This is a genomic window from Pseudomonas karstica (genome assembly GCF_009707515.1).
In the GTDB taxonomy this organism is placed as follows: domain Bacteria; phylum Pseudomonadota; class Gammaproteobacteria; order Pseudomonadales; family Pseudomonadaceae; genus Aquipseudomonas; species Aquipseudomonas karstica.
The window spans coordinates 18100-42575 of sequence record NZ_WLYI01000030.1 but is presented as its reverse complement, the minus strand read 5'-3'; the positions used below and the strand labels follow the sequence as shown (position 1 = coordinate 42575).

22 protein-coding genes are annotated in these 24476 nt (G+C 59.3%); 12 read left to right on the top strand and 10 right to left on the bottom strand.

Going from position 1 to position 24476, the window contains the following annotated elements; all coding sequences use genetic code 11:
• The first annotated feature begins 7 nt into the window (after nucleotides 1-7).
• Both tesB and GIR22_RS20200 read left to right on the top strand, forming a co-directional pair.
• Nucleotides 8-877, top strand: coding sequence for an acyl-CoA thioesterase II (gene tesB / locus GIR22_RS20205; protein WP_154745036.1), 870 nt, complete (start codon nucleotides 8-10; stop codon nucleotides 875-877).
• Nucleotides 874-1494 carry an HAD family hydrolase gene (locus GIR22_RS20200; protein ID WP_154745035.1) on the top strand — a complete coding sequence of 207 codons (621 nt, stop codon included), beginning with the start codon at nucleotides 874-876 and terminating at the stop codon, nucleotides 1492-1494. The genes tesB and GIR22_RS20200 overlap by 4 nt, the downstream gene beginning before the upstream one ends.
• Here GIR22_RS20200 and GIR22_RS20195 read toward each other — a convergent pair.
• The 3 genes from GIR22_RS20195 to GIR22_RS20185 form a co-directional block, all read right to left on the bottom strand.
• A complete protein-coding gene (locus tag GIR22_RS20195; RefSeq protein WP_154745034.1) occupies nucleotides 1457-2431 on the bottom strand; it encodes an alpha/beta hydrolase in 975 nt (324 codons plus the stop codon). The two genes, GIR22_RS20200 and GIR22_RS20195, sit on opposite strands and share 38 nt — an antisense overlap.
• Nucleotides 2432-3322 (bottom strand): KPN_02809 family neutral zinc metallopeptidase, encoded by an 891-nt coding sequence (ypfJ, locus tag GIR22_RS20190; protein WP_154745033.1) that lies wholly within the window; start codon nucleotides 3320-3322, stop codon nucleotides 2432-2434.
• 95 nt (nucleotides 3323-3417) lie between these two features.
• Nucleotides 3418-3843, bottom strand: coding sequence for a membrane lipoprotein lipid attachment site-containing protein (locus GIR22_RS20185; RefSeq protein ID WP_154745032.1), 426 nt, complete (start codon nucleotides 3841-3843; stop codon nucleotides 3418-3420).
• A 184-nt stretch (nucleotides 3844-4027) separates the two neighbouring features.
• On the opposite strand from GIR22_RS20185, the gene GIR22_RS20180 reads away from it, so the two are divergent.
• Nucleotides 4028-4906 (top strand): DMT family transporter, encoded by an 879-nt coding sequence (locus GIR22_RS20180; RefSeq protein ID WP_154745031.1) that lies wholly within the window; start codon nucleotides 4028-4030, stop codon nucleotides 4904-4906.
• Nucleotides 4907-4912: 6 nt separating this feature from the next.
• Here the strand turns inward: GIR22_RS20180 and GIR22_RS20175 are convergent, their stop codons facing one another.
• Entirely contained in the window at nucleotides 4913-6247 is a 1335-nt protein-coding gene (locus GIR22_RS20175) for an MFS transporter (protein WP_154745030.1), read from the bottom strand.
• Between the two features lie 254 nt (nucleotides 6248-6501).
• On the opposite strand from GIR22_RS20175, the gene quiC reads away from it, so the two are divergent.
• A complete protein-coding gene (quiC, locus tag GIR22_RS20170; protein WP_154745029.1) occupies nucleotides 6502-8406 on the top strand; it encodes a 3-dehydroshikimate dehydratase QuiC in 1905 nt (634 codons plus the stop codon).
• Between the two features lie 71 nt (nucleotides 8407-8477).
• The gene (locus GIR22_RS20165) at nucleotides 8478-9143 is read left to right on the top strand and encodes a TetR/AcrR family transcriptional regulator (protein WP_154745028.1); all 666 of its coding nucleotides are present in this window, start codon (nucleotides 8478-8480) and stop codon (nucleotides 9141-9143) included.
• 37 nt (nucleotides 9144-9180) lie between these two features.
• Here the strand turns inward: GIR22_RS20165 and GIR22_RS20160 are convergent, their stop codons facing one another.
• From GIR22_RS20160 to GIR22_RS20145, 4 genes are all read right to left on the bottom strand, one after another.
• Complete coding sequence (locus GIR22_RS20160) at nucleotides 9181-10032, bottom strand: shikimate dehydrogenase (RefSeq protein ID WP_154745027.1); 852 nt, start codon at nucleotides 10030-10032, stop codon at nucleotides 9181-9183.
• A gap of 5 nt (nucleotides 10033-10037) precedes the next feature.
• Nucleotides 10038-10478, bottom strand: coding sequence for a type II 3-dehydroquinate dehydratase (aroQ, locus tag GIR22_RS20155; protein WP_154745026.1), 441 nt, complete (start codon nucleotides 10476-10478; stop codon nucleotides 10038-10040).
• A 174-nt stretch (nucleotides 10479-10652) separates the two neighbouring features.
• Entirely contained in the window at nucleotides 10653-11732 is a 1080-nt protein-coding gene (gene trmA / locus GIR22_RS20150; protein ID WP_154745025.1) for a tRNA (uridine(54)-C5)-methyltransferase TrmA, read from the bottom strand.
• Nucleotides 11729-13024 (bottom strand): NCS2 family permease, encoded by a 1296-nt coding sequence (locus GIR22_RS20145; protein ID WP_154745024.1) that lies wholly within the window; start codon nucleotides 13022-13024, stop codon nucleotides 11729-11731. Before GIR22_RS20145 ends, trmA begins: the two co-directional genes overlap by 4 nt.
• A 200-nt stretch (nucleotides 13025-13224) precedes the next feature.
• On the opposite strand from GIR22_RS20145, the gene GIR22_RS20140 reads away from it, so the two are divergent.
• The 4 genes from GIR22_RS20140 to GIR22_RS20125 all read left to right on the top strand — a co-directional run bounded on the left by GIR22_RS20140 (nucleotide 13225) and on the right by GIR22_RS20125 (nucleotide 17468).
• Nucleotides 13225-13671: a DUF4879 domain-containing protein gene (locus GIR22_RS20140; RefSeq protein WP_154745023.1), complete on the top strand. Its 447-nt coding sequence runs from the start codon at nucleotides 13225-13227 to the stop codon at nucleotides 13669-13671.
• A gap of 106 nt (nucleotides 13672-13777) precedes the next feature.
• Nucleotides 13778-14302, top strand: coding sequence for a (2Fe-2S)-binding protein (locus tag GIR22_RS20135; protein ID WP_154745022.1), 525 nt, complete (start codon nucleotides 13778-13780; stop codon nucleotides 14300-14302).
• Complete coding sequence (locus GIR22_RS20130; protein WP_154745021.1) at nucleotides 14299-15288, top strand: FAD binding domain-containing protein; 990 nt, start codon at nucleotides 14299-14301, stop codon at nucleotides 15286-15288. The genes GIR22_RS20135 and GIR22_RS20130 overlap by 4 nt, the downstream gene beginning before the upstream one ends.
• Nucleotides 15285-17468: a xanthine dehydrogenase family protein molybdopterin-binding subunit gene (locus GIR22_RS20125; protein ID WP_154745020.1), complete on the top strand. Its 2184-nt coding sequence runs from the start codon at nucleotides 15285-15287 to the stop codon at nucleotides 17466-17468. The genes GIR22_RS20130 and GIR22_RS20125 overlap by 4 nt, the downstream gene beginning before the upstream one ends.
• Nucleotides 17469-17559: 91 nt before the next feature.
• Here the strand turns inward: GIR22_RS20125 and GIR22_RS20120 are convergent, their stop codons facing one another.
• Nucleotides 17560-19809 (bottom strand): membrane-targeted effector domain-containing toxin, encoded by a 2250-nt coding sequence (locus tag GIR22_RS20120; RefSeq protein WP_343039657.1) that lies wholly within the window; start codon nucleotides 19807-19809, stop codon nucleotides 17560-17562.
• Between the two features lie 399 nt (nucleotides 19810-20208).
• The gene (locus tag GIR22_RS20115; protein ID WP_154745019.1) at nucleotides 20209-21447 is read right to left on the bottom strand and encodes an MFS transporter; all 1239 of its coding nucleotides are present in this window, start codon (nucleotides 21445-21447) and stop codon (nucleotides 20209-20211) included.
• A gap of 378 nt (nucleotides 21448-21825) precedes the next feature.
• Here GIR22_RS20115 and GIR22_RS20110 point away from each other — a divergent pair, with 378 nt between their 5' ends.
• From GIR22_RS20110 to GIR22_RS20100, 3 genes are read left to right on the top strand one after another with little or no spacing between them, the layout of a single operon-like run.
• On the top strand, nucleotides 21826-23265 hold the full coding sequence (locus GIR22_RS20110) for a cytochrome ubiquinol oxidase subunit I (protein ID WP_154745018.1): 1440 nt from the start codon (nucleotides 21826-21828) through the stop codon (nucleotides 23263-23265).
• Between the two features lie 3 nt (nucleotides 23266-23268).
• Complete coding sequence (cydB, locus tag GIR22_RS20105; protein ID WP_154745017.1) at nucleotides 23269-24276, top strand: cytochrome d ubiquinol oxidase subunit II; 1008 nt, start codon at nucleotides 23269-23271, stop codon at nucleotides 24274-24276.
• Between the two features lie 12 nt (nucleotides 24277-24288).
• Nucleotides 24289-24456, top strand: coding sequence for a DUF2474 domain-containing protein (locus GIR22_RS20100; protein ID WP_010174906.1), 168 nt, complete (start codon nucleotides 24289-24291; stop codon nucleotides 24454-24456).
• Nucleotides 24457-24476 lie beyond the last annotated feature (20 nt).

The following is a 24476-nucleotide window of genomic DNA, read 5'->3' as shown; positions in this document are numbered from 1 at the left end:
TTGCTCTATGAGCCAAGTGTTGGAAGACCTGGTGGACCTGCTGACCCTGGAGCCGATCGAGGAAAACCTCTTTCGCGGCCGTAGCCAGGATTTGGGCTTTCGCCAGTTGTTCGGTGGCCAGGTGCTGGGCCAATCGTTGTCGGCGGCCAGCCAGACCGTTGAAGAAGCGCGGCATGTGCATTCCCTGCATGGCTATTTTTTGCGGCCTGGTGATGCGGCGTTGCCGGTGGTCTATCAAGTCGACCGGGTACGCGACGGCGGCAGTTTCAGCACGCGCCGGGTGACGGCGATCCAGAAAGGCAACCCGATTTTTACCTGCAGTGCCTCGTTCCAGTACGACGAAGAAGGCTTCGAGCATCAGACAACCATGCCGCAGGTGGTCGGCCCGGAAAACCTGCCGTCGGAGTTGGAATTGACCCAGCAGCGGGCGCACCTGATTCCCGAGCATATGCGCGACAAGTTGTTGTGCCCCAAGCCCATCGAAGTGCGGCCAGTGACCGAGAAGGATCCGTTCAATCCGCAGCCGGCCGATCCGATCAAGTACGTGTGGTTCCGTGCCGATGGCGCGCTGGCCGACTCGCCGGCGTTGCACAAGTACCTGCTGGCCTATGCTTCGGACTTCGGCTTGCTGACCACCTCGTTGCTGCCCCATGGCAAGACCGTATGGCACAAGGATATGCAAGTCGCCAGCCTCGACCACGCGCTGTGGTTCCACGCCGACCTGCGGGCCGATGACTGGTTGCTCTATGCCATGGACAGCCCGTGGGCTGGCAATTCCCGTGGTTTCTCCCGGGGCAGCGTGTACAACCGCGCCGGCCAACTGGTGGCCTCGGTGACCCAGGAAGGCTTGATCCGCCATCGCAAGGATTGGGCATGAGCCTGACGGACATCAAGCACTGGGTATTCGACATGGACGGTACCCTGACCGTCGCCGTGCATGACTTTGCGGCGATTCGCGTGGCCCTGGATATTCCGGCGACCGACGACATTCTCACGCACCTGGCGGCATTGCCGCCGGCTGAAGCGGCGGCCAAGCATGGCTGGTTGCTGGAGCATGAGCGGGAATTGGCCTTGGGTTCGGTGGCGGCCGAGGGCGCGGTGGAACTGGTGCGGGGGTTGGCCGGGCGCGGCTACCGCCTCGGCATCCTGACTCGCAATGCCCGGGAACTGGCCCATGTGACGCTGCAAGCCATTGGCTTGGCGGACTGCTTTGCGGCCGAGGATGTGCTGGGGCGCGATGATGCGCCGCCCAAGCCTGATCCGGGCGGCCTGCTGAAACTTGCAGAGGCCTGGGACGTGATGCCGGGCGAGATGGTGATGGTGGGTGACTACCGTTTTGACCTGGATTGCGGCCGGGCGGCGGGGACTAAAACCGTGCTGGTCAATCTTCCCGACAATCCATGGCCTGAACTGGCCGATTGGCATGCCGAGGATTGTGCGGTGTTGCACCGGATGATCATTGAAACAACACCTCCTGCCCCTCAGGCGAGGTAAACATCCTGTCCCCGTCATGCCCAACCCCCGGCACCTCAACCAGTTTATGAGTCAACTGCGGATGCCGTTGCTTGAGGTAGTCGAAATAGTTGTGCCCACGAATCAATCGATACGCCCCTTGGGTTTGCGCCTCACAGCGCTTGTCCAGGGCCGGGTGGTTGGGGTCGGTGTCTTTCTGGCCCAGCAGGTAGGTGATGTCCCGTGACACATAAGCCTTTTCCAGTTGCCCGGCACCTTGCCCCTTGGTGTATTGCGGCAGCTTTTGCATCCCGTACTTCCAGTCATTGAAGCCCGGGCAACTGGCTACATCGAATTTCACTGGGCGTTGTGGGCTGAAGTAGGCATAGGACGACGGGTTGGCAACCACGTAGCGCAGGCTGATGCCTTGGGCTTGCAAGGCCGGATGATCGTGGCCTGCCAGGGCAAAGCGCTGCACCACCTGGCCACCGCCGGAGTGGCCGGCTACGACGATTTCCTTCAGGGCCGGGAACAGTTTGCGGTTGGTCAGGTGCTCGATGATCTGGTCCAGTGCGCCGTAGGAGCTGACTTGGCCTGGACCGATTGATGGTTCACCGGCCATCCAGGCATTGCCCTGCCAGCGCAACACCTGAGTGTTCAGTTGGTTGCGCTTGATGTCGGACTTGTTGAGAAACTGTGGCGCAATGACCAAGGTATTGGCGCTTTGTCCTGCGTGCTCGGCAGACGTTTCGCCGCTGAGCAGGTAGGTCTGTGCATTGCGCAGTCGGCCATGAACGATGATCAGCACACGGGTAACCCGCGGTAGCGGCTGACGCCAGTCCTGGCTCAGGCCAAGGCTCAGGTCACCGGCCTCCAGGTGAAACCGATCGGGACTGACAACCTTGACCCCTTGCCCGGCAGCCCAGGTGGAAAAACCTGCCATTAGCAGACTCAACAGTAATCCCGATCGTTTATGCATTTAAAGACTCTTGGCGCTGAAGGTGTCGCACTGGTTGATTTGGCCATTGGCGAAGCCGGTCTTGAACCAGCGGACTCGCTGTTGCGAAGTACCGTGGGTAAACGAGTCAGGCACTACACGGCCTTGGCCCTGTTGCTGCAGGCGGTCGTCGCCAATGGCATTGGCCGCGTTCAAGGCCTCTTCAATGTCACCGGGTTCCAGCCAGTTCAGGCGCTTTTGCGCACGGTTGGCCCAGACGCCGGCAAAACAGTCGGCTTGCAGCTCCTGGCGTACCAACAGGCCACCGTCGCCTTCCATCTGCCGACCTTGCTGGCGTGCGGCCTGAATTTTCGACGAAATCCCTAATAAGGTCTGCACGTGGTGGCCGACTTCATGGGCGATCACGTAGGCCTGGGCAAAGTCGCCGGCCGCCTGGAAGCGCTGTGACATTTCCCGAAAGAAATCCAGGTCCAGGTAGACCTGCTGGTCAGCCGGGCAATAGAACGGGCCGCTGGCGGATGTGGCACCACCGCAGGCGGAGTTCACTCGGCCTCGGAACAGGATCAATTTGGGGTTCTTGTAGGTCAGGCCGTTTTCCTGGAACACCTGGGCCCAGGTGTCTTCATTATCACCGAGCACCGCGCGGACGAAGTCGGCCTGTTCATCATTGGCCGGCGGCGCCTGGCGTGTCTGCGGGCTGACCGAAGGCGCTTGCTCGGTCATCTGGCCGGTGAGTTGCCCGAGGATCTGCATCGGGTCCTGGCCGGTGAGCCAGCCGACACCCACGATCAGCACAATGGCCGTCAGGCTCAGGCCCTTGCCGCCGCCAAAGCGCATGCCGCCACCACCACCGCCGCTGTCATTGCGGGCATCGACTACGTTGTCGCTGCGTCGGCCTTTTTTCCATAGCATGTGGCAATCCTCTTGATAAGCGTGCAGATCAGTGTTGTTGGTGAGTCGGGTTGGCGCCAGTCCGGCTGTCTGGACGCTATCTAAGCCTAGAGAGGTTACGGACGGCAATAACCTTCGCCAGTATTGACCACCAGGCAGTCCTTTTTATCGGCCAGCCATTTCAGGCCCGTGGCTTCACCGTCGCCGGCACGCAGAACTTGCGGGCCGTCCGGGCGGGTAAAGCTGATGCCGTCTTCGCTGGCCACGCCTTTGAAGGTCCCGGTGGCGTCGGCGTCGAGGCCGTATTGCATGCTCAGCACGTAGTGGCCGCGCCCGATGGTGGCGTCCTTGCTGATGGTCAGGTTCAGGCCTTCGACGCCAATCCACTTGCCAACCCATTGGTCGGTGGGCAGGGTTTCGGGAACCAGAGTGGCTTGAACGGAAGCTGGCGGTGTTTTCTGGGTGACCTTACTGTCCTGGGCTTCTTTGTTGCAGGCGCTGAGCAGGGCAAGGGTTGAAAGAATGAACAATGTTTTTTTCATGAGCGAAAGGCCTTGGTTAAAACGTGCGAAATGGTGGGGCTGCGTGGAGTGTTCGACTCGATTCCCACAATTTAGTGCGCCGTTCGAGCAGTGTTTGGTTATGCTCTTTAGGTAGATGTATGCACGGCTCTAGATTGTGCCCCGTTTGCGGCGCTCATTTCAGCCTGCCATTCAAGAGAACACAATGGCTCTTAGCACACCACTATCGGGCGTCAATCATCCCCTCAAAGGCATTTTGCTGATTGTGGTGGCGACGTTTCTGTTCTCCAGCCACGACGCCTTGTCCAAATACCTGGCCGGGTTCTATCCGATCGTGATGGTGGTGTGGGCCCGCTACGTGGTGCATACCCTGCTGATGGCCGGGATCTTCCTGCCGCAGTCGGGGCTGCGGGTGTTACGCAGTAAACGGCCAGGCCTGCAGGTAGTACGGGCCTTGTGCCTGCTGGGCACCAGCCTGTTTTTTACCACGGCCCTGCAGTTCATTCCGTTGGCAGAAGCCACGGCGGTGAACTTCCTGGCGCCGATTCTGGTGACGGCATTATCGGTACCGTTACTGGGCGAACACGTGACGCGTGGTCAATGGCTGGCGGTGATTTGTGGCTTTGTCGGGGTATTGATCATTGTTCACCCGGGCGGTGAGTTGTTCACCCCGGCGGTGTTATTGCCATTGTGCTCAGCGCTGCTTTTCTGTTTTTACCAACTGCTGACCCGCATCCTCAGCCAGTACGACAGCCCCACCACCAGCAATTTCTTCGCCGGCCTGTGCAACACCCTGGCGATGAGTGCGCTGGTGCCGTTCTTCTGGCATGTGCCGAGCTTGGGGCATGGGGTGTTGATGCTGGCGCTGGGAACCTGCGGGATGACGGCGCACTTGTTGCTGACCAAGGCGTTCCGCTTCGCTGCCCCGGCCTTGCTGGCGCCCTTTGGCTATTGCCAGATCGTGTTTGCAGGGCTGTTGGGCTGGCTGGTGTTTGCCGATAGCCCGAACCTGACCACGGTGATCGGGATCGGGGTAATCTGCCTGAGCGGCCTGGCCGCTGCCTGGCAGCAGCGGCGCAGTTGAGGCGAATCAGGCGTCGACGCTAGGAATCTTGCGCGGGGCCATGAAGTACATCCAGATCAGGGCAATGAAGTACATCGCCGGAATCAGGGTGAACAGCACCGCGTAGTTGTTATTCGTCACCGTCAGGATATGCCCGACGATCTGCGTCATGAACATCCCGCCGATGGCTGCGCACATGCCGCCAAAACCAAACACTGTGCTCATCATGTGCTTGGGCGTGTAGTCCATCACCAGGCTCCAGATATTAGCGGTCCAGGCCTGATGCGCGCCGATGGCCAGGGAGATGGCAAACACCGCGACCCACAGCTGGCTGGAACCGGCGGCCAGGATCACACCGATGATGCAGCAGGCAAACAGCAGCATCGACACAAGCCGCGCCTTGATCGGATTCATCCCGCGCCCGATGAGGAACGAAGACAGGATCCCGCCGCCAATGCTGCCGAAATCTGCCGTCAGGTAAATGATGATCAGCGGGATGCCCATCTGGGTCACGTTGATTCCCAGGTTGTATTGTTGGTTGAGAAACGGCGGCAGCCAATACAGGTAGAACCAGAACACCGGCGCGGTCATCGAGTAGGCGAGGGCGAACGCCCAAGTGCCGCGCATGCGCAGGATACGGCTGAAGGGTACGCGGGGTTGCTCCGGCTCCACCTGCTGTTGCACGTAGTCCAGCTCTGATTGCTTAACGCTCGGATGCTCTTGCGGGTCGTAGTATTTCAAACCCCAGAAGATCAGCCAGATCGCCCCCAGCGCCGCCATGCACAGGAACGCCGCCTGCCAGCCCCACACGTGAAGGATCAGCGGCAACAACATGGGCGTGAGCATGGCACCGACGTTGGTGCCAGCATTGAAGATCCCGGTGGCCACTGCCCGTTCGCCGGCGGGGAACCACAGGCGGGTGGTTTTGACACAGGCCGGGTAATTGGCGGCTTCGGTCAGCCCGAGGATGAAGCGACAAACCATAAAGCCCACCGCCGAGGTGGCCAGGCCGTGGGCGCCGGTAGCGATGCTCCACAACAGCACCGCACAGAAGAACACGCGCTTGACGCCGACACGGTCGATCAACCGTCCTTGCAGCACAAAACCGATGGCGTAGCCGACCTGGAACCAGAAGTTGATGTTGGCGTAATCCATCGACGTCCAACTCATTTCCTTGGCCAGGATCGGTTGCATCACCCCGAGGGCTGCGCGGTCGATGTAGTTCAAGGTAGTGGCGAAAAATACCAGGGCCAGCATGCCCCAGCGGGTCTTGCCGACGGCCAGGGCACCGCGAATCTTGTCGCCGATGCCGCCATGGGGAATGCCAGGGCGCGCGGCCACGGCGGAGTTTTGCAAAGGCATGATGAGGTACCCGTTTTTTGAAATTTTTATGGTGTGTTCTGGGTCTTGGTCCCTTGAGCCTGTTCAATGAAGGCACGACTCAAGGTGTAAGCGATGGTGCGCAGCGACTAAAAAATCGTCAATTCGCCAATGGCCATTGTGTTCGATAATCGCCCATAAAACTAACCGGATAGTACATTTTAAATTGCTGCAAAGAAGCGTGAGGCCAATAATTTGCCGCAAGCAAGACCTGCCTATATTGCCGGGAGTTACCCATGCAACGTTCCATCGCCACTGTTTCCTTGAGCGGTACTCTGCCAGAGAAGCTCCAAGCCATTGCCGCTGCCGGGTTTGACGGCGTGGAGATTTTCGAGAATGACTTGCTGTATTACGACGGCAGCCCTCGGGAAGTCAGGCAGATGTGCGCTGACCTTGGTATTGCCATAACCCTCTTCCAGCCTTTTCGTGATTTTGAAGGCTGCCGCCGCGAGCGTCTGGCGCGCAATCTGGAGCGGGCTGAACGCAAGTTTGATTTGATGCAGGAGTTGGGCGCCGACCTGGTGCTGGTGTGCAGTAATGCTTCGACCGATTCCCTGGGCGATGAGCGGATTCTGCTGGATGACTTGAGCCTGCTGGCCGAGCGCGCCGGCCGCCGTGGCTTGCGCATCGGTTACGAAGCCCTGGCCTGGGGCCGGCACGTGAATACCTGGCAACAGGTATGGAACCTGGTGCGCCAGGTCGATCACCCAAGCCTTGGGGTGTTGCTGGATAGCTTCCATACCTTGTCCCTCAAGGGCGATCCCACTGCCATCGCCGAGATCCCGGGGGACAAGATTTTCTTCGTGCAAATGGCTGACGCACCAATCCTGGCCATGGATGTGCTGGAGTGGAGCCGGCATTTTCGTTGCTTCCCCGGCCAGGGTGAGTTCGACCTGCCGGGCTTTCTCGCGCCCATCATCAAGAGTGGCTACACCGGGCCCTTGTCCCTGGAGGTCTTCAACGACGGCTTTCGCGCCGCGCCTACCCGGGCCAACGCGGCCGATGGGTTGCGCTCGCTGCTGTACCTGGAGGAGAAGACCCGCCAACGCCTGGCGCAGGAGGCCGTGCCGGTCGCTCAACCCCAGACCTTGTTTGAAACACCGGCCGCCAGTGAGTACGACGGCATCGAATTCCTGGAGTTTGCGGTGGATGAAAACCTTGGCGCCAAGCTCACGCAATGGTTGCAGCGCCTGGGCTTCGTCAAGGTCGGTGAACATCGCTCCAAGAGCGTCAGCCTGTTGCGCCAGGGCGATATCAATCTGATCCTCAACTGCGAACCCTATTCCTTTGCCCACAGTTTTTTCGAAGCCCACGGGCCGTCGTTGTGCGCCACGGCGATTCGGGTCAAGGACAGCACCAAGGCCCTGGAGCGGGCAGTGGCCTTCAAGGGCCAGCCCTATCGCGGCCTGGTGGGGCCCAACGAACTGGAACTGGCGGCGGTGCGTGCCCCCGATGGCAGCCTGATTTACCTGGTAGACCAGCATGAAGGCGGGATCTACGACACCGATTTCAACCTGCAAACCCCGGCACTGACCGGCGGCGGCTTGCTGCGTATCGATCACATGGCCATGGCCCTGCCGGCTGACAGCCTCGACAGCTGGGTGCTGTTCTACAAAAGCCTGCTGGATTTCGAGGCCGACGACGAAGTAGTGCTGCCCGATCCCTACGGCCTGGTGAAAAGCCGGGCACTGCGCAGCCGCTGCAGTTCGATTCGCCTGCCGCTGAATATTTCCGAGAACCGCAACACCGCGATTTCTCACGCCCTGTCCAGTTATCGCGGCTCGGGCGTGCATCACATTGCCTTCGATTGTGCGGATATTTTCGCCGAAGTCAGTCGGGCCAAGGAGGCCGGTGTGCCGCTGTTGGATATTCCGCTCAACTACTACGATGACCTGGCGGCACGTTTTGATTTCGATGATGAGTTCCTCAGCGAACTGGCCTATTACAACGTGCTCTACGACCGTGACGCCCAGGGCGGCGAGTTGTTTCACGTGTACACCGAGCCGTTCGAAGGGCGGTTTTTCTTCGAAATCATCCAGCGCAAGAATGGCTATGCCGGCTACGGTGCGGCCAACGTGGCGGTGCGCTTGGCGGCCATGGCCAAGTCCCGCAGTGGCGCAGTACGCCAGGCCAAGTTGTAAGGCCTTGGTGCTTCCTTCGTCGCGCGCGGCAGCCCATAATCACCGCCTGCATAAATGGCCGTGAGCGCACCATGAACTCGACTTCCGAACTCCCCGCAGCGTCATCGGCGCCGCGTAAGGGGCGCAAGAACAACCCGGAAAAGACCCGCGAGAACATTCTTCAGGAAGCCATTGTCGAGTTTGTTCAGCAAGGCCTTTCCGGCGCCCGGGTGGACGCTATCGCCGAGCGCATCCACACCTCCAAACGCATGATCTATTACTACTTCGGCAGCAAGGAACAGTTGTACGTCGAGGTGCTGGAGAAGCTCTACGGTGATATTCGCAACACCGAAGCGCGGATGAACCTGACGGCCCTGGAACCACGGGAAGCCATCCGGCGGCTGGTGGAGTTCACCTTTGATCATCACGATCAGAATGTGGATTTTGTGCGAATCGTCAGTATCGAAAATATCCACAACGCCGAGTACGTGAAGCAATCCGATGCGATCAAGGCGATGAACAGCAATATCCTTGAGGCGTTGGGTGCGACCTTGCGCCGGGGGGTGGAGTTGGGAGTGTTTCGCGAGGGCCTGGAACCGCTGGATGTGCACCTGCTGATCAACTCGTTCAGCTTTTACCGGGTGTCCAACCGCCACACCTTCAGTGAAATCTTTCAGATTGAATTGTCGGACGAGGCGATCAAGCAACGGCATCGGGCGATGATTTGCGAGTCGGTGTTGCGCTACCTGCAGAGCTGACTGATTGTTCCCACTCTGCGTGGGAACGATCAGTCGATCAGGTATTCATGCTTTGGAAATGCTCGAGCATCCGCCCTGAATTCGCTGTCTCCCCGCTGAACAGTTCAAACGCCTTCACGGCCTGGAACACCGCCATGTTGCCGCCATCCAGCGTGCGGCAACCCAACGCCCGGGCGTTGCGCAGCAGTTCGGTTTCCAGCGGGAAATAGACAATCTCCGCCACCCATAACCCGGGCCGCAACGTCGCCAGTGGCACTGGCATGCCAGGTAATTTCAGCATGCCCATGGGCGTGGTGTTGACCAAGCCGTCGGCCTTGGTCATGGCGCGATGCAAGTCGTTGCCCGACTGGGCGCGGCCGGCGCCGAAATGCTGGTTGAGGTTGTCGGCCAGGCTGCGGGCGCGGTCTTCGTCCACATCGAAAATGCTCAGATGCTCGACCCCTTCACCGAGCAACGCATGAGCCACCGCGGCTCCAGCACCACCGGCGCCCATCTGCACCACACGCTGACGTGCGGCATCACTCAAGCCTCGGCGAAACCCTTCGGCGAACCCCAGGCAGTCGGTGTTGTGGCCAATGCGTTTGCCGTCCCGGAACACCACGGTGTTGACCGCGCCGATTCCGCGCGCCTCGGGCGACAGTTCGTCGAGCAGCGCCAGGATTACCTGCTTGCACGGATAGGTGATGTTCAAACCTGTGAAGTTCAGTTGCTCGGCCGCTGTCAGCAGGTCGGGCAGGGCGCTGCTGTCCAGATGCAACGGGTCCAGATCGATCAGGCTATACAGGTAGCGCAAGCCGTGGGCATCACCTTCGCGCTCATGCAGTGCAGGCGTGCGCGAAGCCTGGATACCGGCGCCGATCAGGCCGGCCAGAATTCGGCGTTGGGGCATGCAGCTCATCCTTTCAGCGCCTGGCTGAAATGTTCCAGGGCCAAGTGATAGCCATGGCTGCCGAAACCCGCTAGCACAGCCTTGGCAATCGGTGACACGAAGGAGTGATGACGAAACGTTTCCCGGGCGTGCACGTTGGACAGATGCACCTCGATGACCGGTACTTCACTGGCCACCAGTGCATCGCGGATCGCCACTGAGGTGTGGGTCCAGGCCGCCGGGTTAATCACTATCCCGGCACAACGGGCGCGGGCGCCGTGGATCCAGTCCAGCAGTTCGCCTTCATGGTTGGTCTGGCGAAACTCCACGTTCAAACCCAGCTGCTGCGCGCTGCGGCCACACAGGGCGGCGATGTCGGCCAGGGTTTCATGGCCGTAAGTGGCGGGCTCGCGGGTGCCGAGCAGGTTCAGGTTGGGGCCGTTGAGTATCAGTACGATGGGAGGCATCAGAGGTTCCACAATTGTTTTTGGCATGGGCTGACGGGGTGATCAACCTGTGGAGATAAAATGTACTGAATAGTTACTTTGGTCAATTGACGGGAACAAAACCGGGCGATCATCGAACGCTAAACGCAAAAAGGCCGTCTCTTGGACGGCCTTTTTGCGTTTATGCCAGAGCGTTTACCGGCGGGTCAACAACACACCCGATTCCATGTGGTGGGTCCACGGGAATTGGTCAAACAAGGCGCAGCGTACAATGCGGTGGCTGTCATGCAGTTGCGCGATGTTCGCCGCCAACGTCTGCGGGTTGCAGGAGATGTACAGGATGTTGTCGAAGCGTCGGGTCAACTCGCAGGTGTCCGGGTCCATGCCGGCGCGAGGCGGGTCGACGAACACGCTGCCGAACTCGTAGCTCTTGAGGTCGACGCCGTGCAGGCGGCGGAATGGGCGTACTTCGTTGAGGGCTTCGGTCAGCTCTTCGGCGGACAAACGCACCAGGGTGACATTATTCAGCGCATTTTCTTCGAGGTTGCTCAAGGCGGCATTGACCGAGGTTTTACTGATCTCGGTGGCCAGCACTTTGCGCACGCGGGTCGCCAGGGGCAGGGTGAAGTTGCCGTTGCCGCAATACAGCTCCAGCAAGTCATCGGGGCGATCGCCCAGCGCGTCATATGCCCAGTTGAGCATCTTCTGGTTCACCGTGCCGTTGGGCTGGGTGAATGCGCCTTCCGGCTGGCGATAACTGAAGGTGCGGCCACCGACATCGAGTTTTTCCACCACGTAATCGTGGCCGATCACATCGCGCTTGCCCTTGGAGCGGCCGATGACACTGACGTTCAGGTCGGTGGCCAGCTTGCTTGCCGCTGCGTGCCAGTGCTCGTCCAGCGGGCGGTGATAACACAGGGTGATCATCGCATCGCCTGCCAGGGTGGTCAGGAACTCCACCTGGAACAGCTTGTGGCTGAGGGCTGCGCTGGCTTGCCAGGCGGCCTTGAGTTGCGGCATCAACTGGTTGATGCGCTTGCTTGCGATGGGGAATTCTTCGATGAGAATCGGCGTGCGTTTGTCGTCCTGGGAGAACATAGCGTAATGGCGCTGGCCTTCTTCGCGCCACAGGCGGAACTCGGCCCGCAGGCGGAAGTTCTGCAGGGGCGAGTCGAATACTTGCGGTTCGGGCGCGTCAAAAGGTGCCAGCAGGTCACGCAAGCGCGTGACCTTTTCATCCAGTTGAACGGTGTAGTGTGCGGCGTCAAAAGTCATGCGTTGAACCAGCCCAGCTTGATCACAAACAGAATCGACAGAATCACCAGCGCCGGGTTCAGCTCACGGTAGCGGCCCGAGAGCAGCTTGATGGCGGTCCAGGCGATGAAACCGAAGGCAATGCCGTTGGCGATGGAGTAAGTGAATGGCATCGCCAGGGCGGTGATTACCACCGGCGCGGCGACGGTGATGTCGTCCCAATCGATTTCTGCCAGCCCCGAAGTCATCAGCACCGCCACGAACAGCAATGCCGGTGCGGTGGCGAAGGCCGGTACGCTGGCGGCCAGTGGCGAGAAGAACAGGGCCAGCAGGAACAGGACCGCCACCACGATGGCGGTCAAGCCGGTACGGCCACCGGCACTGACGCCTGCGGCCGATTCGATGTAACTGGTGGTGGTCGAGGTGCCCAGCAGCGAGCCGGCCATGGCGGCGGTGCTGTCGGCGATCAGCGCCCGGCCCATTTTCGGCATGTGGCCATCCTTGCCCATCAGGCCGGCGCGCTTGGCGACGCCGATCAGGGTGCCGGAGTTGTCGAACAGGTCAACGAACAGGAAGGCCAGGATCACGCTTACCAGCCCGATATCCAGGGCGCCCATGATGTCCAGTTGCAGAAAGGTCGGGGCCAGGGACGGCGGCATCGAGGTAATGCCGCCGAACGGGGTGAAGCCCAGGGCGATGGAGGCGACGGTCACGCTCAGAATGCCGATCAGCACCGCACCGCGCACTTTCAGGGCTTCCAGCGCGACGATCAGCGCGAAACCGAGGGTGGCAAGAACCGGTGCCGGTTGTTTCAGGTCACCCAGGCCAACCATGGTGGCCGGGTTGCTCACCACGATCCCGGCGTTGTGCAGGGCGATCAGCGCGAGGAACAAGCCGATACCGGCGGCAATTGCCGAGCGCAGGGGCAGCGGGATGCTGTTGATGATCCATTCGCGGATGCGAAAGATCGACAACAGGAAGAACAGCACCGCCGAGATGAATACCGCGCCCAGCGCCACTTGCCAGGTGTGGCCCATATGCAGGACCACGGTGTAGGTAAAGAAGGCGTTCAGGCCCATGCCCGGTGCCAGGGCAATCGGGTAGTTGGCGATCAGGCCCATCACGGCAGAACCGATGGCTGCCGCCAGGCAGGTGGCGACAAACAGCGCGCCCTTGTCCATGCCGGTCTCGCCGAGGATGCTCGGGTTGACGAACAGGATGTAGGCCATGGCCAGGAAGGTCGTGATGCCAGCGAGAATCTCGGTGCGCACGTTGGTGTTGTGTGCTTTGAGTTGAAACAGCTTTTCCAGCATTTCTGCTCCCTGTGACGCTATTTTGCGTCGTTATTTGTTGACCTCTAAGTCAAAGCACAAACTGCGCCAAGCGCCTGTGGTTCCAGAGAGGATCGGAAAAAGCGGCGCATCATACCAGCAGCCGAGGGCCAGTGGCGCATAGGCTTGATCATGGCCTTGAGGCATACTGCGCCGACGTTTACTACAGGGTCATCGACAGCATGAAAAAAGCCAGCGCCTGGAGTCTAGCTCTGTTCGGTTGTGTCGGCCTGTGGCTGGGTGCGGCACCGGCGTGGGGCGCGCCTGCACCGGCGTTGAGCGAGGTGCGGGTGTTCAAGGTCGAGTCGCCCGGTTGTACGGAAACCATCCCTGAACGGGCGAGCCGCACCCAAATGTGCACTCATCGTGGGACGACCAAGGTGTATGTGATGGAAGTTGGCCTGGGTAACAGCTCCCAGGGGTTCTTCGATGGCGCACCGGTTTCGGGCAGCAGCACCGCCATCTGCCAAGTGGGCTCCGTCAGCCAGGCTTGCAGCAATGCAGGCACACTGATGGGCTACATCCATGTGTTTGCGTTGAATATCGAGGCTGGAGGCACATTCCAGTACAGCAACACCTCGATCAACTCACCCCGCAACACCCTGGTCACCACCCTCAGCATTCGCTGATCGCCACCTATCAATTGCCTTGAACGCTCATAACCCTGCGAAGTCGTACCGCTAAGACGGCGACTTCCCTGAACGCCGCGATTGCACACCAATCCGTGAGGTGTTTATGAGCGCGACCCCCGTAAGCGCAGCGACCAAGCCGTTCGTCAGCCATCCGATACGCCTGATCCTCAATCGTCGAGCAATCCAGCTGGATGTATTGCCCTGGACCACCCTGCTGGACCTGCTGCGCGAGCAGTTGGACCTGACCGGCAGCAAGAAGGGCTGCGACCACGGCCAGTGCGGCGCCTGCACCGTGCTGCTCAACGGTAAACGGGTGAATGCCTGCCTGACGCTGGCGGTGATGTGCGACGCTGCCGAGTTGATCACCATCGAAGGCCTGGCCTCGGGCGAGAGCCTGCACCCGATGCAACAGGCCTTTATCAAGCACGATGCCTTTCAGTGTGGCTACTGCACGCCTGGGCAGATCTGTTCGGCGGTGGGCCTGGCCCGTGAAGGCCGCGCCCACGACACTGCGCAGATCCAGGAGTCGATGAGCGGCAACCTGTGCCGTTGCGGCGCGTACAACAACATCCGCGATGCCATCGAAGAAGCCTTGCCGGCGTGCCGTGAGCCGGGAGGTGAGCAATGAATCCCTTCCATTACAGCAAGCCTGCCGACGTACAGGAGGCGGTGCACCTGGCCAGCCCGGCGTCGCGCTTTATCGCCGGCGGCACCAATTTGCTGGACCTGATGAAAGAGAACATCAGCCACCCCGAACACCTGATCGATATCACCGGCTTGCCGCTGCGCGAGGTCGAAGAAACCACCGAAGGCGGCCTGATGATCGGTGCCCTGGTGAGTAACGCCGACCTGGCCTGGCACCCGCTGATCGAGCAACGCTACCCGCTGCTGTCCCAGGCCATCCTCGCGGGCGCCTCGCCGCAATTACGCAACATGGCCAGCACTGGCGGCAACCTGTTGCAGCGCACCCGTTGTTACTACTTCTATGACGCCGCCGTGCCCTGCAACAAGCGCGAGCCTGGCAGCGGTTGCCCGGCGCGGGCTGGGTTGAACCGTATTCACGCGATTCTTGGTGCCAGCGAGCAGTGCGTCGCGACCCATCCCTCGGACATGTGCGTGGCCCTGGCCGCCCTGGATGCCCGGGTGCATGTGCAAGGCCGTGGCGCTGCGCGCGTCATCGAGTTCGCCGACTTTCACCGACTGCCGCAGGATACGCCCCAGCGGGATAACCAGTTGGCCGACGACGAACTGATCACCGCCATCGAGCTTCCTGCAGACCACCTTGCTGGCCACAGCCACTACCTGAAAATCCGCGACCGGGCGTCTTACGCGTTCGCCCTGGTGTCTGTTGCCGCGGCGCTGGAGTTGGAGGGCGAGGTGATAGTCGACGCCCGCCTAGCCCTGGGTGGTGTCGCCCACAAACCCTGGCGCGACCGCGCGGTGGAGGCCCGGCTGATCGGCCAGGCAGTCAGCCGCGAAACGTTCAGCGTCGCCGCCGAGGCCATGCTGCAAGACGCCGAGCCTTTGGAGCACAATGCTTTCAAGATCAAGCTGGCACGCCGCGCGATCATTCGCGCCTTGAGCGATGCCGCTGTCGCAGGAGCCACGTCATGAGTGCGATCGGCAAACCGTTGGACCGGGTCGACGGTCTGCTCAAGGTGACCGGGCAAGCACGTTATGCCGGTGAGTTCGCCGAAGATGGCCTGCTGCACGCCAGCGTGGTGTCGAGCGATATAGCCAAGGGCCGAGTCATCCGCATTGATGCTTCCAAAGCCTTGGCGTTGCCGGGTGTGGTGATGGTGCTTGACCACCTCAATCGCCCGAAACTGGCCAGCTACGATGAAAGTTATGCCGACGCCGATGCAGCGGACGGTTCACCGTTTCGCCCGCTGTATAACGACCGCGTTCTCTACAGCGGTCAGCCGTTGGCCCTGGTGATTGCCGACAACCTGGAATTGGCGCGCCACGCCGGCTCCCTGGTTGTCATCGAATACGCAGCCGAGCCCGCCGAGACCGATCTACTGGCCTTGCAGGACCAAGCGCACCCGTCGCCGCAAACGCCGCCCGCGCCTCGCGGCAACTTCCAGGCCGAATGGGCCGGCGCCGCCACCCGCCTTGACCTGCACTACAGCACACCCATCGAACACCACAATCCCATGGAGCCCCATGCCAGTACCGTGCTGTACCAGCCGGACGGCACGCTGCATATCCACGACAAGACCCAAGGCCCGCAGAACTGCCAGGCCTACGTGCAAAAAGTCTTCGGCCTGGATAAAAGCCAGGTGCGGATTTTTGCCGCATTTGTCGGCGGTGCCTTCGGTTCAGGCTTGCGTCCGCAGTACCAACTGCCGCTGGCAGTGATGGCCTCCCTGGCGCTCAAACGTTCAGTTCGTGTCACCCTGACGCGCCAACAGATGTTCACTTTCGGCTACCGTCCGCGCACCTTGCAACGCCTGCAAATAGGCGCCTCCGCCAATGGCCGCGTGCTTGCGCTGGGCCATACCGCTGTCGGCCAGACCTCGCGTTTCGAGGACTTCAGTGAACACGTGGTGGAGTGGAGCGGCATGCTCTATCACTGCGACAACGTGCAACTGACTTACAAGCTTGTACCGCTGGATGTGTTCACACCGTTGGACATGCGCGCGCCCGGCGCGGCCCTTGGGCTGATCGGCCTGGAGTGCGCCATGGACGAACTGGCCTGTGCCCTGGGCATCGACCCGGTGCAACTGCGGCTGATCAACTACGCCGAACGCAATCAGAACGAAGACAAACCTTGGTCAAGCAAGGCCTTGCGCGAGTGTTACAGCGAAGGTGCCGAGCGTTTCGGTTGGAGCCAGCGCAACCCGGAACCGCGCAGTATGCGTGAGGGGCGCCAGTTGATCGGTTGGGGCATGGCCGGCGGCGTGTGGGAGGCCTTGCAGATGAAGGCCAGCGCCAGGGCACGGATCGACGTCGATGGCAAACTGACCGTCAGCAGCGCCACCACCGATATCGGCACGGGTACTTATACCGTGATGACCCAAATTGCGGCGCAGGTCAGTGGCGTTGCCATGGCCGATATCAGTTTCTTGCTGGGGGATTCCTCACTGCCCACTGCGCCGTTGCAGGGGGGCTCGTTTACCGTGTCCTCCGTCGGCACTGCCGTGCAACAAGCGTGCGAGGCTTTGAATGCCAAGTTGCTGAAAATCGCTCGGCAGACTTACCCGGCTTTCAAGGATGCCGAGACGGCACGTTTCGACAATGGCCAACTGCATGTGGGCGACCAGCGCGTGTCGCTGGCGCAGTTGGTTAAAGACAGCGGTGAAGACGCGTTGCAAGTGCAGGTCGACAGCGAACCCGACAAGAAGCGCGAGGGTTATGCCACCGCCACCCATTCGGCGGTGTTCGTCGAGGTGCGGGTGGATGAAGACTTGGGCACGATCAGGGTGAGCCGGGTGGTCAGCGCGATTGCCGCCGGGCGGGTGGTCAATCCGAAGATGGCCCGCAGCCAAATCCTCGGCGCGGTGGTGTGGGGCATCGGCATGGCGTTGCATGAAGAGACCCAGGTCGACCATCAGTTGGGGCGCTACATGAACCACAGTCTGGCGGAGTACCATATTCCAGTGAACGCGGATATCGGCGAGATTGACGTGGTTTTTGTCGAAGAATACGACGAAATCGTCAATGCCTTGGGGTCCAAGGGCGTGGGTGAAATCGGCATTGTCGGGGTGGCGGCGGCGGTGGCGAATGCGATTTATCACGCCACCGGCAAGCGGGTGCGGGAATTTCCCATCACCCTGGACAAGGTGCTCTAACGCAAACCTTCAAGCCACCGGCTTTTTGACTTCCCAGTGGCGGTCGGACAAAAAGTCGGTGGGGCTATAGGCTTTTTCTACTAAGCCCGACTCACTGTCTTTTCATGTCAATAAATAGTTCTGTTTTGTCTGGAGATTGAGTGACAGAAGTTCCTTTGTTTGCAGGCGCTTCGTCAACGGAAACCCCTGTTGCGCCTGTCAGCTCAGAAATGCCTCGGACAGGCGGTTCACCGTCATATGAAAACACATGGTCGCTGCCGACGCGTGCTACCCATTTTGCCTGGGGGTTCATGGCCTGATCTCTCTCGATCATATTGGCCGCATAATAGTTCATGTTTTTAAGGCGTGTGGTTTTTGGCTCCACAGAGGGCACATCAATTGCTTTAACTCGAATACCATTCTTTCGCATCGTTTCAAGAAGGTTTCTATTCGTATAAGGCCCATGTTCTCTATGGGCGCGGTCAATTAGTTTTAAATTCTCCCTTAACGGTTTTGTAAACTCACCCGTCTCGAAAAAATGATCCAGATCGGGCTGAAGTGAATGTTCGAACCCTTCCGAATACAACGTGGTCACATTATTGCTCTTGAGCTCTTGCACATTATCAATAAGAACTCGCAATCCAGAAGACTGTGAGTGGTCTTCGCCAACGATCATGCCGGATGATGTTTTGTATACGTTATTGATGGCCTCTTTTGGCGAAGCATTGCTTGGCATTTTCGGAAGCTCGGGCCTAGCCTTCGTCATGGCTTTTTTATGATATTTATTAGCATCCTGCCTCAACTGTTTATCGATTTTATCGGTCGCCTTCGACGACGAAGCTTTCCCTTCTGCAGGATAATCATAAGCGCCGGGGTCAAACTCTGGAGTTCTGGAGTTTCCCGATTTCCATGGCCATATACCGCCAGGCCCATTGATTGGTTCCCATGCCCCGTCACCGGTAGAATGTACTGTCATGACAGGCTTTTTAGTGTAAGGGTCAATAATCTGTGCATAACCGTCACGCAGTTTAAACTTGCCATCGATCTCATGCACCCGGCTGACATTGTTGTCATCGGTCAGCCGAATAAACCATCGGTCTTCGCCGTTGGACCCCTTGGTTTGATAAATGCCTTTGGCGTTTCGCGTAGCGCCTGAGATCAGTTGTTCACCCTCCGTGACGGCGTAGTTGCTGATATCGTGGGATTGTGACGGGCGTAGGCGATTTACCTCAGGTTCAGCAGGCTCCGTGGGGGCCGCTGGATCTGACGGGAGGGAGTTCGGTGTGGGTTCCTCGCCTGTCACCTGGCTCTGTCCTGCCGGTTTGGCTTCAGGCGCGGGCTTATTATTGATGGGGGCTTCGTAAGGCTTGCTTGAGATTTTGGAGGTGGGCAAGTTTTTCCTTACCGGACTATTAGGTTTCAAGGCGAGGCCATCAGCAAGGTCGCGTTTTTCTTGATCCGAAAGAGGCTCGTTCCTCAGACCCTTGGCAACCAACGATGCCATCGACCTCGCCTGACCGTAATAGGGGACAAACCCTTGGGCATAGTCTCCAACTTTTTTTAGATCTGCATCCATGGTCTGCTTCTCGACGCCAAATATTTTGCCTATCTGATTGTCTTTGTTGAGATCGAGCAGCAGTGCACTAAACGGATTGTCAAAGTACCGTTCAACGGTGTCGGCCGTATTTTTATTCACGCCGAAAACCTGCAAGGCGTCCCCGATACCGGAAAAGGGATGTTCAAGGTGAGTGAGAAACTCCTCGTAAAGCCCCCTGATATCGTTCGCACCTACATTGTCGGCAGCCTCGTTCTGAACCTTGCTTTTGAACTCACTGGCCGTCATCGGTACAAGCGGCTTGTAATTATCCAAGCCGTTTTTCACAAAGTAAAAGTTTCCCTTTTTATCTTCGCCTAGGAAATTTCCATAGGCGTCATATTCATAGAGTACTTTTTCTCCGTCAGATCGCAGACCTGAATAAAGCACGCGCCCCTCAGGGGTAATGCGTTCTTCGTTAAGATTCGCCAAACCGTTAACCGACGCCGGCGGTGCGGATGTGTCTTTATCCAGTCGCCCGAAAATATCGTTCCCTTCATTGGCATAGGGCCGGACGATGGCGTTGATATCTTTGTCTTTGAACCGCGTCATCGTATCGATGACGCGCGCCGTTCTTGCAGGAGACCCTCCCTCTGCGAAGTGTTGGCTGAATGTCTCCAGTTGCTTGGGGTCGTTGGCCTGTGTTTTTAACCACGTATTCATTTCTTCGACGGTTTTGAAGGATTGAAATGAGCTCCCTTCTTTTTCCGGAATAAAAAGCACGATATTGGGGCCTTCAGGCACAGACGGTACGCGTTCTATGAAAATGATGTCCTTGGCTTGAATACCATCTACGGCAAAGGTTTTGACTTGTACGTGAGGGGGGGGGTTTTACCCGGCCACATCACAGCATCGACCATCTTATTGACTTCAGGGCTCATGCGCCCCTCATTCAACTCTTTTACTACGCTCTCCGTGAACCGAACCTTGATGGTCTTCAGGGTGTAGCTGTCGTCAGGGGTATCCCAGGATGAAGCCTGCAATTGATGGGTGTTCGTTGTCCGGATGGATACGCTAGCAGTGTTCATGTTCATCATCAGCCGAGAGTAGGTCGAAAGGTTCCGGTATCGCGGGAAGTTTCTAGCGATGCCGTAACGTTTGTGTGATCTCGGCGTAAGAATTCGTTCCGTCTTTAGCTGATACGAAGTAAATGAACAGACACAGTACTTAGGTGCTTTTCTCTTCCACCGGCACATGCATACGGTCACGGTTGGCCAGGGTCGGGAACAGTTTGATCCAGACCCCGGTCACCAGTAGCGTACCGATCCCGCCCATGACCACGGCGGGAACAGTGCCGAACCAGTGGGCGGTTATCCCGGACTCGAATTCGCCCAATTGGTTGGACGCACCGATAAACAGACCGTTGACCGCACTGACCCGACCGCGCATTTCATCCGGCGTTTCCAACTGCACGAAGGAGGCGCGGATCACCATGCTGATCATGTCCGCCGCGCCCAGCACCACCAGCACCGCCAGGGAAAACCAGAACGAGGTGGACAGGCCGAAGGCGATAGTTGCTACGCCGAATACACCGACAGCGGTGAACATGATGCGTCCGACCTTGCGCTCCACGGCAAATCGCGCCAGCCACAACGACATCAGCAATGCCCCCACCGCCGGCGCCGACCGCAACAGCCCGAGCCCCCACGGCCCGGTCAGCAGAATATCCTTGGCAAACACCGGCAGCAGCGCCGTGGCGCCGCCCAGCAACACCGCAAACAGGTCCAGGGAAATCGCTCCGAGAATGTCCTGCCGGCTGCGGATAAAGCGAATCCCCGCCAGCAACGAATCCATGGTTGCCTTGGCCTTGCTCAGCGGTGTCTGCCGGGCAGGCAGGTTCAGAGTCAGTACGCAGGCGATCAGGTACAGCACCACTGTCGGCCCATAGACCCAGACGCTGCCAAAAGCGTAGAGCAAACCGCCCAACGCCGGAGCAACGATGGTCGCCAATTGCTGCGCTGACTGCGACGACGCCACCGCACGGGGAAACAGCGCAGTCGGCACGATGCTCGGCAGCAGCGCCTGAGTGGTGGGCATTTCAAAAGAGCGCGCCGCGCCCAGCAGGAAGGCCAGGATAAAAATCATCTCGCGGGTGACGTTACCGGTCAGGCCGCCGATGGCCAGGGACAGGGCAATCAGCGCCTGTACGGTCTGGCAGATGGCCGCGACTTTGCGTCGTTCATAACGATCCGCCACATGGCCGGTGTGCAGCATGAACAACACCCGGGGCACGAACTCCACCAACCCCACCAATCCCAGGTCCAACACGTTGCCGGTCAGTTGGTAGAGGTTCCAGCCGACGGCCACGGTGAGCATCTGGAAGCCGCTGGCGGTAAAGATCCGGGCCAGCCAGAACGCGACGAATGGACGGTGATGGCGTAACAGTAGCGCGGGATCGTTGGGCATCGCAAAGACAGATCTGGGCCGTGGGAGAAGCGAGGTTATCACCAAATTGTAACTAATAGTTGCTGGGGTGAGGATGTCAATCTGAATCACCGGTAGGCCGGTGGGGAGCAAGCCCTCAACCGGTCTGCCACAGTGAGGCAACCTGTCACGCGTCAATAGACCACACAGTCCTGTATCGAAAATGGGACTACTCTTTCAACAACGCTTGATCCAGATCAAAACCTGCCCAGGGATTGGTTTGGCGGCCACAAGGCCAGACTCCCTGCGTGGCTGGTTAAAAAAAGAAACGAATTTGGATTCGCCACACTCCATATCCGTGGGGCCAGTGGGTGCTGGACTTGCCGCCAGCATTCGGTATTACCTGACAGAGGAAGACTTATGTTCGGTTTGGAGGCGCTAGATCTCGCCCGAATTCAGTTCGCGTTCACCATCTCATTCCACATCCTGTTCCCGGCCATCACCATCGGCCTGGCCAGTTACCTTGCGGTACTGGAAGGCCTGTGGCTGAAGACCCACAACGACACCTACCGTGATCTCTACCATTTCTGGTCGAAGATATTTGCCGTCAACTTCGGCATGGGGGTGGTGTCCGGGTTGGTCATGGCCTATCAGTTCGGCACTAACTGGAGTCGTTTCTCGGACTTTGCCGGCGCCGTCACTGGCCCGCTGCTGACCTATGAAGTGCTCACGGCATTCTTCCTCGAAGCCGGGTTCCTCGGAGTGATGCTGTTTGGGTGGAATAAGGTGGGGCGCAAGCTGCACTTTTTCTCTACGGTGATGGTGGCCGTCGGCACGTTGATCTCGACCTTCTGGATCCTCGCCTCCAACAGTTGGATGCAAACGCCCCAAGGCTTTGAAATCATTGATGGCCGAGTGATCCCGGTGGATTGGCTGGCGGTGATCTTCAACCCCTCGTTCCCCTATCGCCTGATGCACATGGCGACTGCAGCCTTCGTTGCCACTGCGTTTTTCGTCGGTTCCTCGGCGGCCTGGCACTTGTTGCGCGGCAAGGACAACCCGGCGATTCGCACCATGCTGTCAATGGCGATGTGGATGGCGCTGATCGTCGCGCCCATTCAGGCGGTCATTGGTGATTTTCATGGCCTCAATACCTTGAAGCACCAGCCGGCGAAAATCGCGGCAATTGAAGGGCATTGGGAAAATATCGGCAACGAGCCAACGCCGTTGATCCTGTTCGGCTGGCCGGACATGAAAGCTGAAAAAACCCGGTTCGCGGTGGAAATTCCCTATCTGGGCAGCCTGATCCTGACCCATTCCCTGGATAAACAGGTGCCGGCCCTCAAGGAGTTCCCGCCTGAGGATCGCCCCAACTCGACCATTGTATTCTGGTCGTTCCGGATCATGGTGGGGCTGGGTTTGCTGATGATTTTCACTGGCCTGTTCAGCCTCTGGCTGCGCAAGGGCGGCAAAATTTACAGCTCACGGCCGTTCCTGTACCTGGTGCTGTGGATGGGCCCTTCGGGCCTGATCGCGATTCTCGCCGGCTGGTTCACCACCGAAATAGGCCGTCAGCCGTGGGTGGTCTACGGCCTGATGCGCACGGCGGATGCCTCTTCCGGGCATAGCTTTGCGCAGATGAGCATCACCCTGGCGCTGTTTGTGGTGGTGTATTTCACGCTGTTCGGTGCAGGCCTTGGCTACATGATGCGCCTAGTGCGCAAAGGCCCTGTCACTCACGAAAGCATTGAGCCGACCCACGGTGGCCCCGGGCAACAACGTACGCCGGCCCGCCCATTGTCGGCTGCCGATGACAGCACCGACGCCGATCACGGCGACAGCCTGAAGAAGGGGAACTGAGTCATGGGTATTGATCTTCCGCTGATCTGGGCCGTGATCATCATCTTCGGCATCATGATGTATGTGGTCATGGATGGCTTTGACCTGGGGATTGGCATTCTCTTCCCCTTTATCCCGGGCAAGACTGACCGTGACGTGATGATGAACACCGTCGCTCCCGTCTGGGACGGCAACGAAACCTGGCTGGTACTGGGGGGCGCGGCGTTGTTCGGGGCCTTCCCGTTGGCTTACTCGGTGGTGCTCTCGGCGCTGTACCTGCCGCTGATCCTGATGCTGATCGGGCTGATCTTCCGCGGCGTGGCCTTTGAGTTCCGCTTCAAGGCCAAGGACGACAAACGTCACCTTTGGGACAAGGCCTTCATCGGCGGTTCACTGGCGGCGACGTTCTTCCAGGGTGTGGCGCTGGGAGCGTTCATTGACGGTTTTCCAGTGGTTGACCGTCAGTTTGCCGGTGGCTCCCTGGACTGGTTCACGCCATTTACCCTGTTCTGCGGCGTGGCGCTGATCGTGGCGTATGCGCTGCTCGGCTGTACCTGGCTGATCATGAAGACCGAGGGCAAGTTGCAGGAGCAGATGCATAATCTGGCCCGGCCCCTGGCGTTAGTGGTGCTGGCGGTGATCGGCATTGTGAGTATCTGGACGCCGCTGTCTCACCCGGAAATTGCCTCGCGCTGGTTCACACTGCCGAACCTGTTCTGGTTCCTGCCGGTGCCGATCCTGGTGCTGGTGACCTTGTACGGCTTGTTGCGCGCCGTGGCCCGCAATGCCCACTACACGCCATTCCTGCTGACGCTGGTGCTGATATTTCTCGGCTACAGCGGCCTGGGGATCAGCCTGTGGCCGAACATCGTGCCACCATCGATCTCGATCTGGGACGCTGCCGCACCACCGCAAAGCCAGGGTTTCATGCTGGTGGGGACGTTATTCATTATCCCGTTCATCCTGGGCTACACCTTCTGGAGCTACTACGTGTTCCGCGGCAAGGTGACCCATGAAGACGGTTATCACTAGGAGGATTGATCCATGTCCGGCAAACCTTCGTTACATGACATCGAACAGGCCGAGAAAAAGCCGCTCTGGCAGCGCCTGGGCTGGCTGGCGATGATCTGGACTGGCAGCGTCGTGGCCCTGTTCGTGGTGGCCAGCCTGATGCGCATGTTCATGAATGCCGCAGGCCTGACCACCCACTGATAGCCCATTGCGGAGCCTTG

Coding starts and splice junctions, on each gene's coding strand:
- tesB (WP_154745036.1), top strand. CDS start 8: ATGAGCCAAGTGTTGGAAGACCTGGTGGACCTGCTGACCCTGGAGCCG.
- GIR22_RS20200 (WP_154745035.1), top strand. CDS start 874: ATGAGCCTGACGGACATCAAGCACTGGGTATTCGACATGGACGGTACC.
- GIR22_RS20195 (WP_154745034.1), bottom strand. CDS start 2,431: ATGCATAAACGATCGGGATTACTGTTGAGTCTGCTAATGGCAGGTTTT.
- ypfJ (WP_154745033.1), bottom strand. CDS start 3,322: ATGCTATGGAAAAAAGGCCGACGCAGCGACAACGTAGTCGATGCCCGC.
- GIR22_RS20185 (WP_154745032.1), bottom strand. CDS start 3,843: ATGAAAAAAACATTGTTCATTCTTTCAACCCTTGCCCTGCTCAGCGCC.
- GIR22_RS20180 (WP_154745031.1), top strand. CDS start 4,028: ATGGCTCTTAGCACACCACTATCGGGCGTCAATCATCCCCTCAAAGGC.
- GIR22_RS20175 (WP_154745030.1), bottom strand. CDS start 6,247: ATGCCTTTGCAAAACTCCGCCGTGGCCGCGCGCCCTGGCATTCCCCAT.
- quiC (WP_154745029.1), top strand. CDS start 6,502: ATGCAACGTTCCATCGCCACTGTTTCCTTGAGCGGTACTCTGCCAGAG.
- GIR22_RS20165 (WP_154745028.1), top strand. CDS start 8,478: ATGAACTCGACTTCCGAACTCCCCGCAGCGTCATCGGCGCCGCGTAAG.
- GIR22_RS20160 (WP_154745027.1), bottom strand. CDS start 10,032: ATGCCCCAACGCCGAATTCTGGCCGGCCTGATCGGCGCCGGTATCCAG.
- aroQ (WP_154745026.1), bottom strand. CDS start 10,478: ATGCCTCCCATCGTACTGATACTCAACGGCCCCAACCTGAACCTGCTC.
- trmA (WP_154745025.1), bottom strand. CDS start 11,732: ATGACTTTTGACGCCGCACACTACACCGTTCAACTGGATGAAAAGGTC.
- GIR22_RS20145 (WP_154745024.1), bottom strand. CDS start 13,024: ATGCTGGAAAAGCTGTTTCAACTCAAAGCACACAACACCAACGTGCGC.
- GIR22_RS20140 (WP_154745023.1), top strand. CDS start 13,225: ATGAAAAAAGCCAGCGCCTGGAGTCTAGCTCTGTTCGGTTGTGTCGGC.
- GIR22_RS20135 (WP_154745022.1), top strand. CDS start 13,778: ATGAGCGCGACCCCCGTAAGCGCAGCGACCAAGCCGTTCGTCAGCCAT.
- GIR22_RS20130 (WP_154745021.1), top strand. CDS start 14,299: ATGAATCCCTTCCATTACAGCAAGCCTGCCGACGTACAGGAGGCGGTG.
- GIR22_RS20125 (WP_154745020.1), top strand. CDS start 15,285: ATGAGTGCGATCGGCAAACCGTTGGACCGGGTCGACGGTCTGCTCAAG.
- GIR22_RS20115 (WP_154745019.1), bottom strand. CDS start 21,447: ATGCCCAACGATCCCGCGCTACTGTTACGCCATCACCGTCCATTCGTC.
- GIR22_RS20110 (WP_154745018.1), top strand. CDS start 21,826: ATGTTCGGTTTGGAGGCGCTAGATCTCGCCCGAATTCAGTTCGCGTTC.
- cydB (WP_154745017.1), top strand. CDS start 23,269: ATGGGTATTGATCTTCCGCTGATCTGGGCCGTGATCATCATCTTCGGC.
- GIR22_RS20100 (WP_010174906.1), top strand. CDS start 24,289: ATGTCCGGCAAACCTTCGTTACATGACATCGAACAGGCCGAGAAAAAG.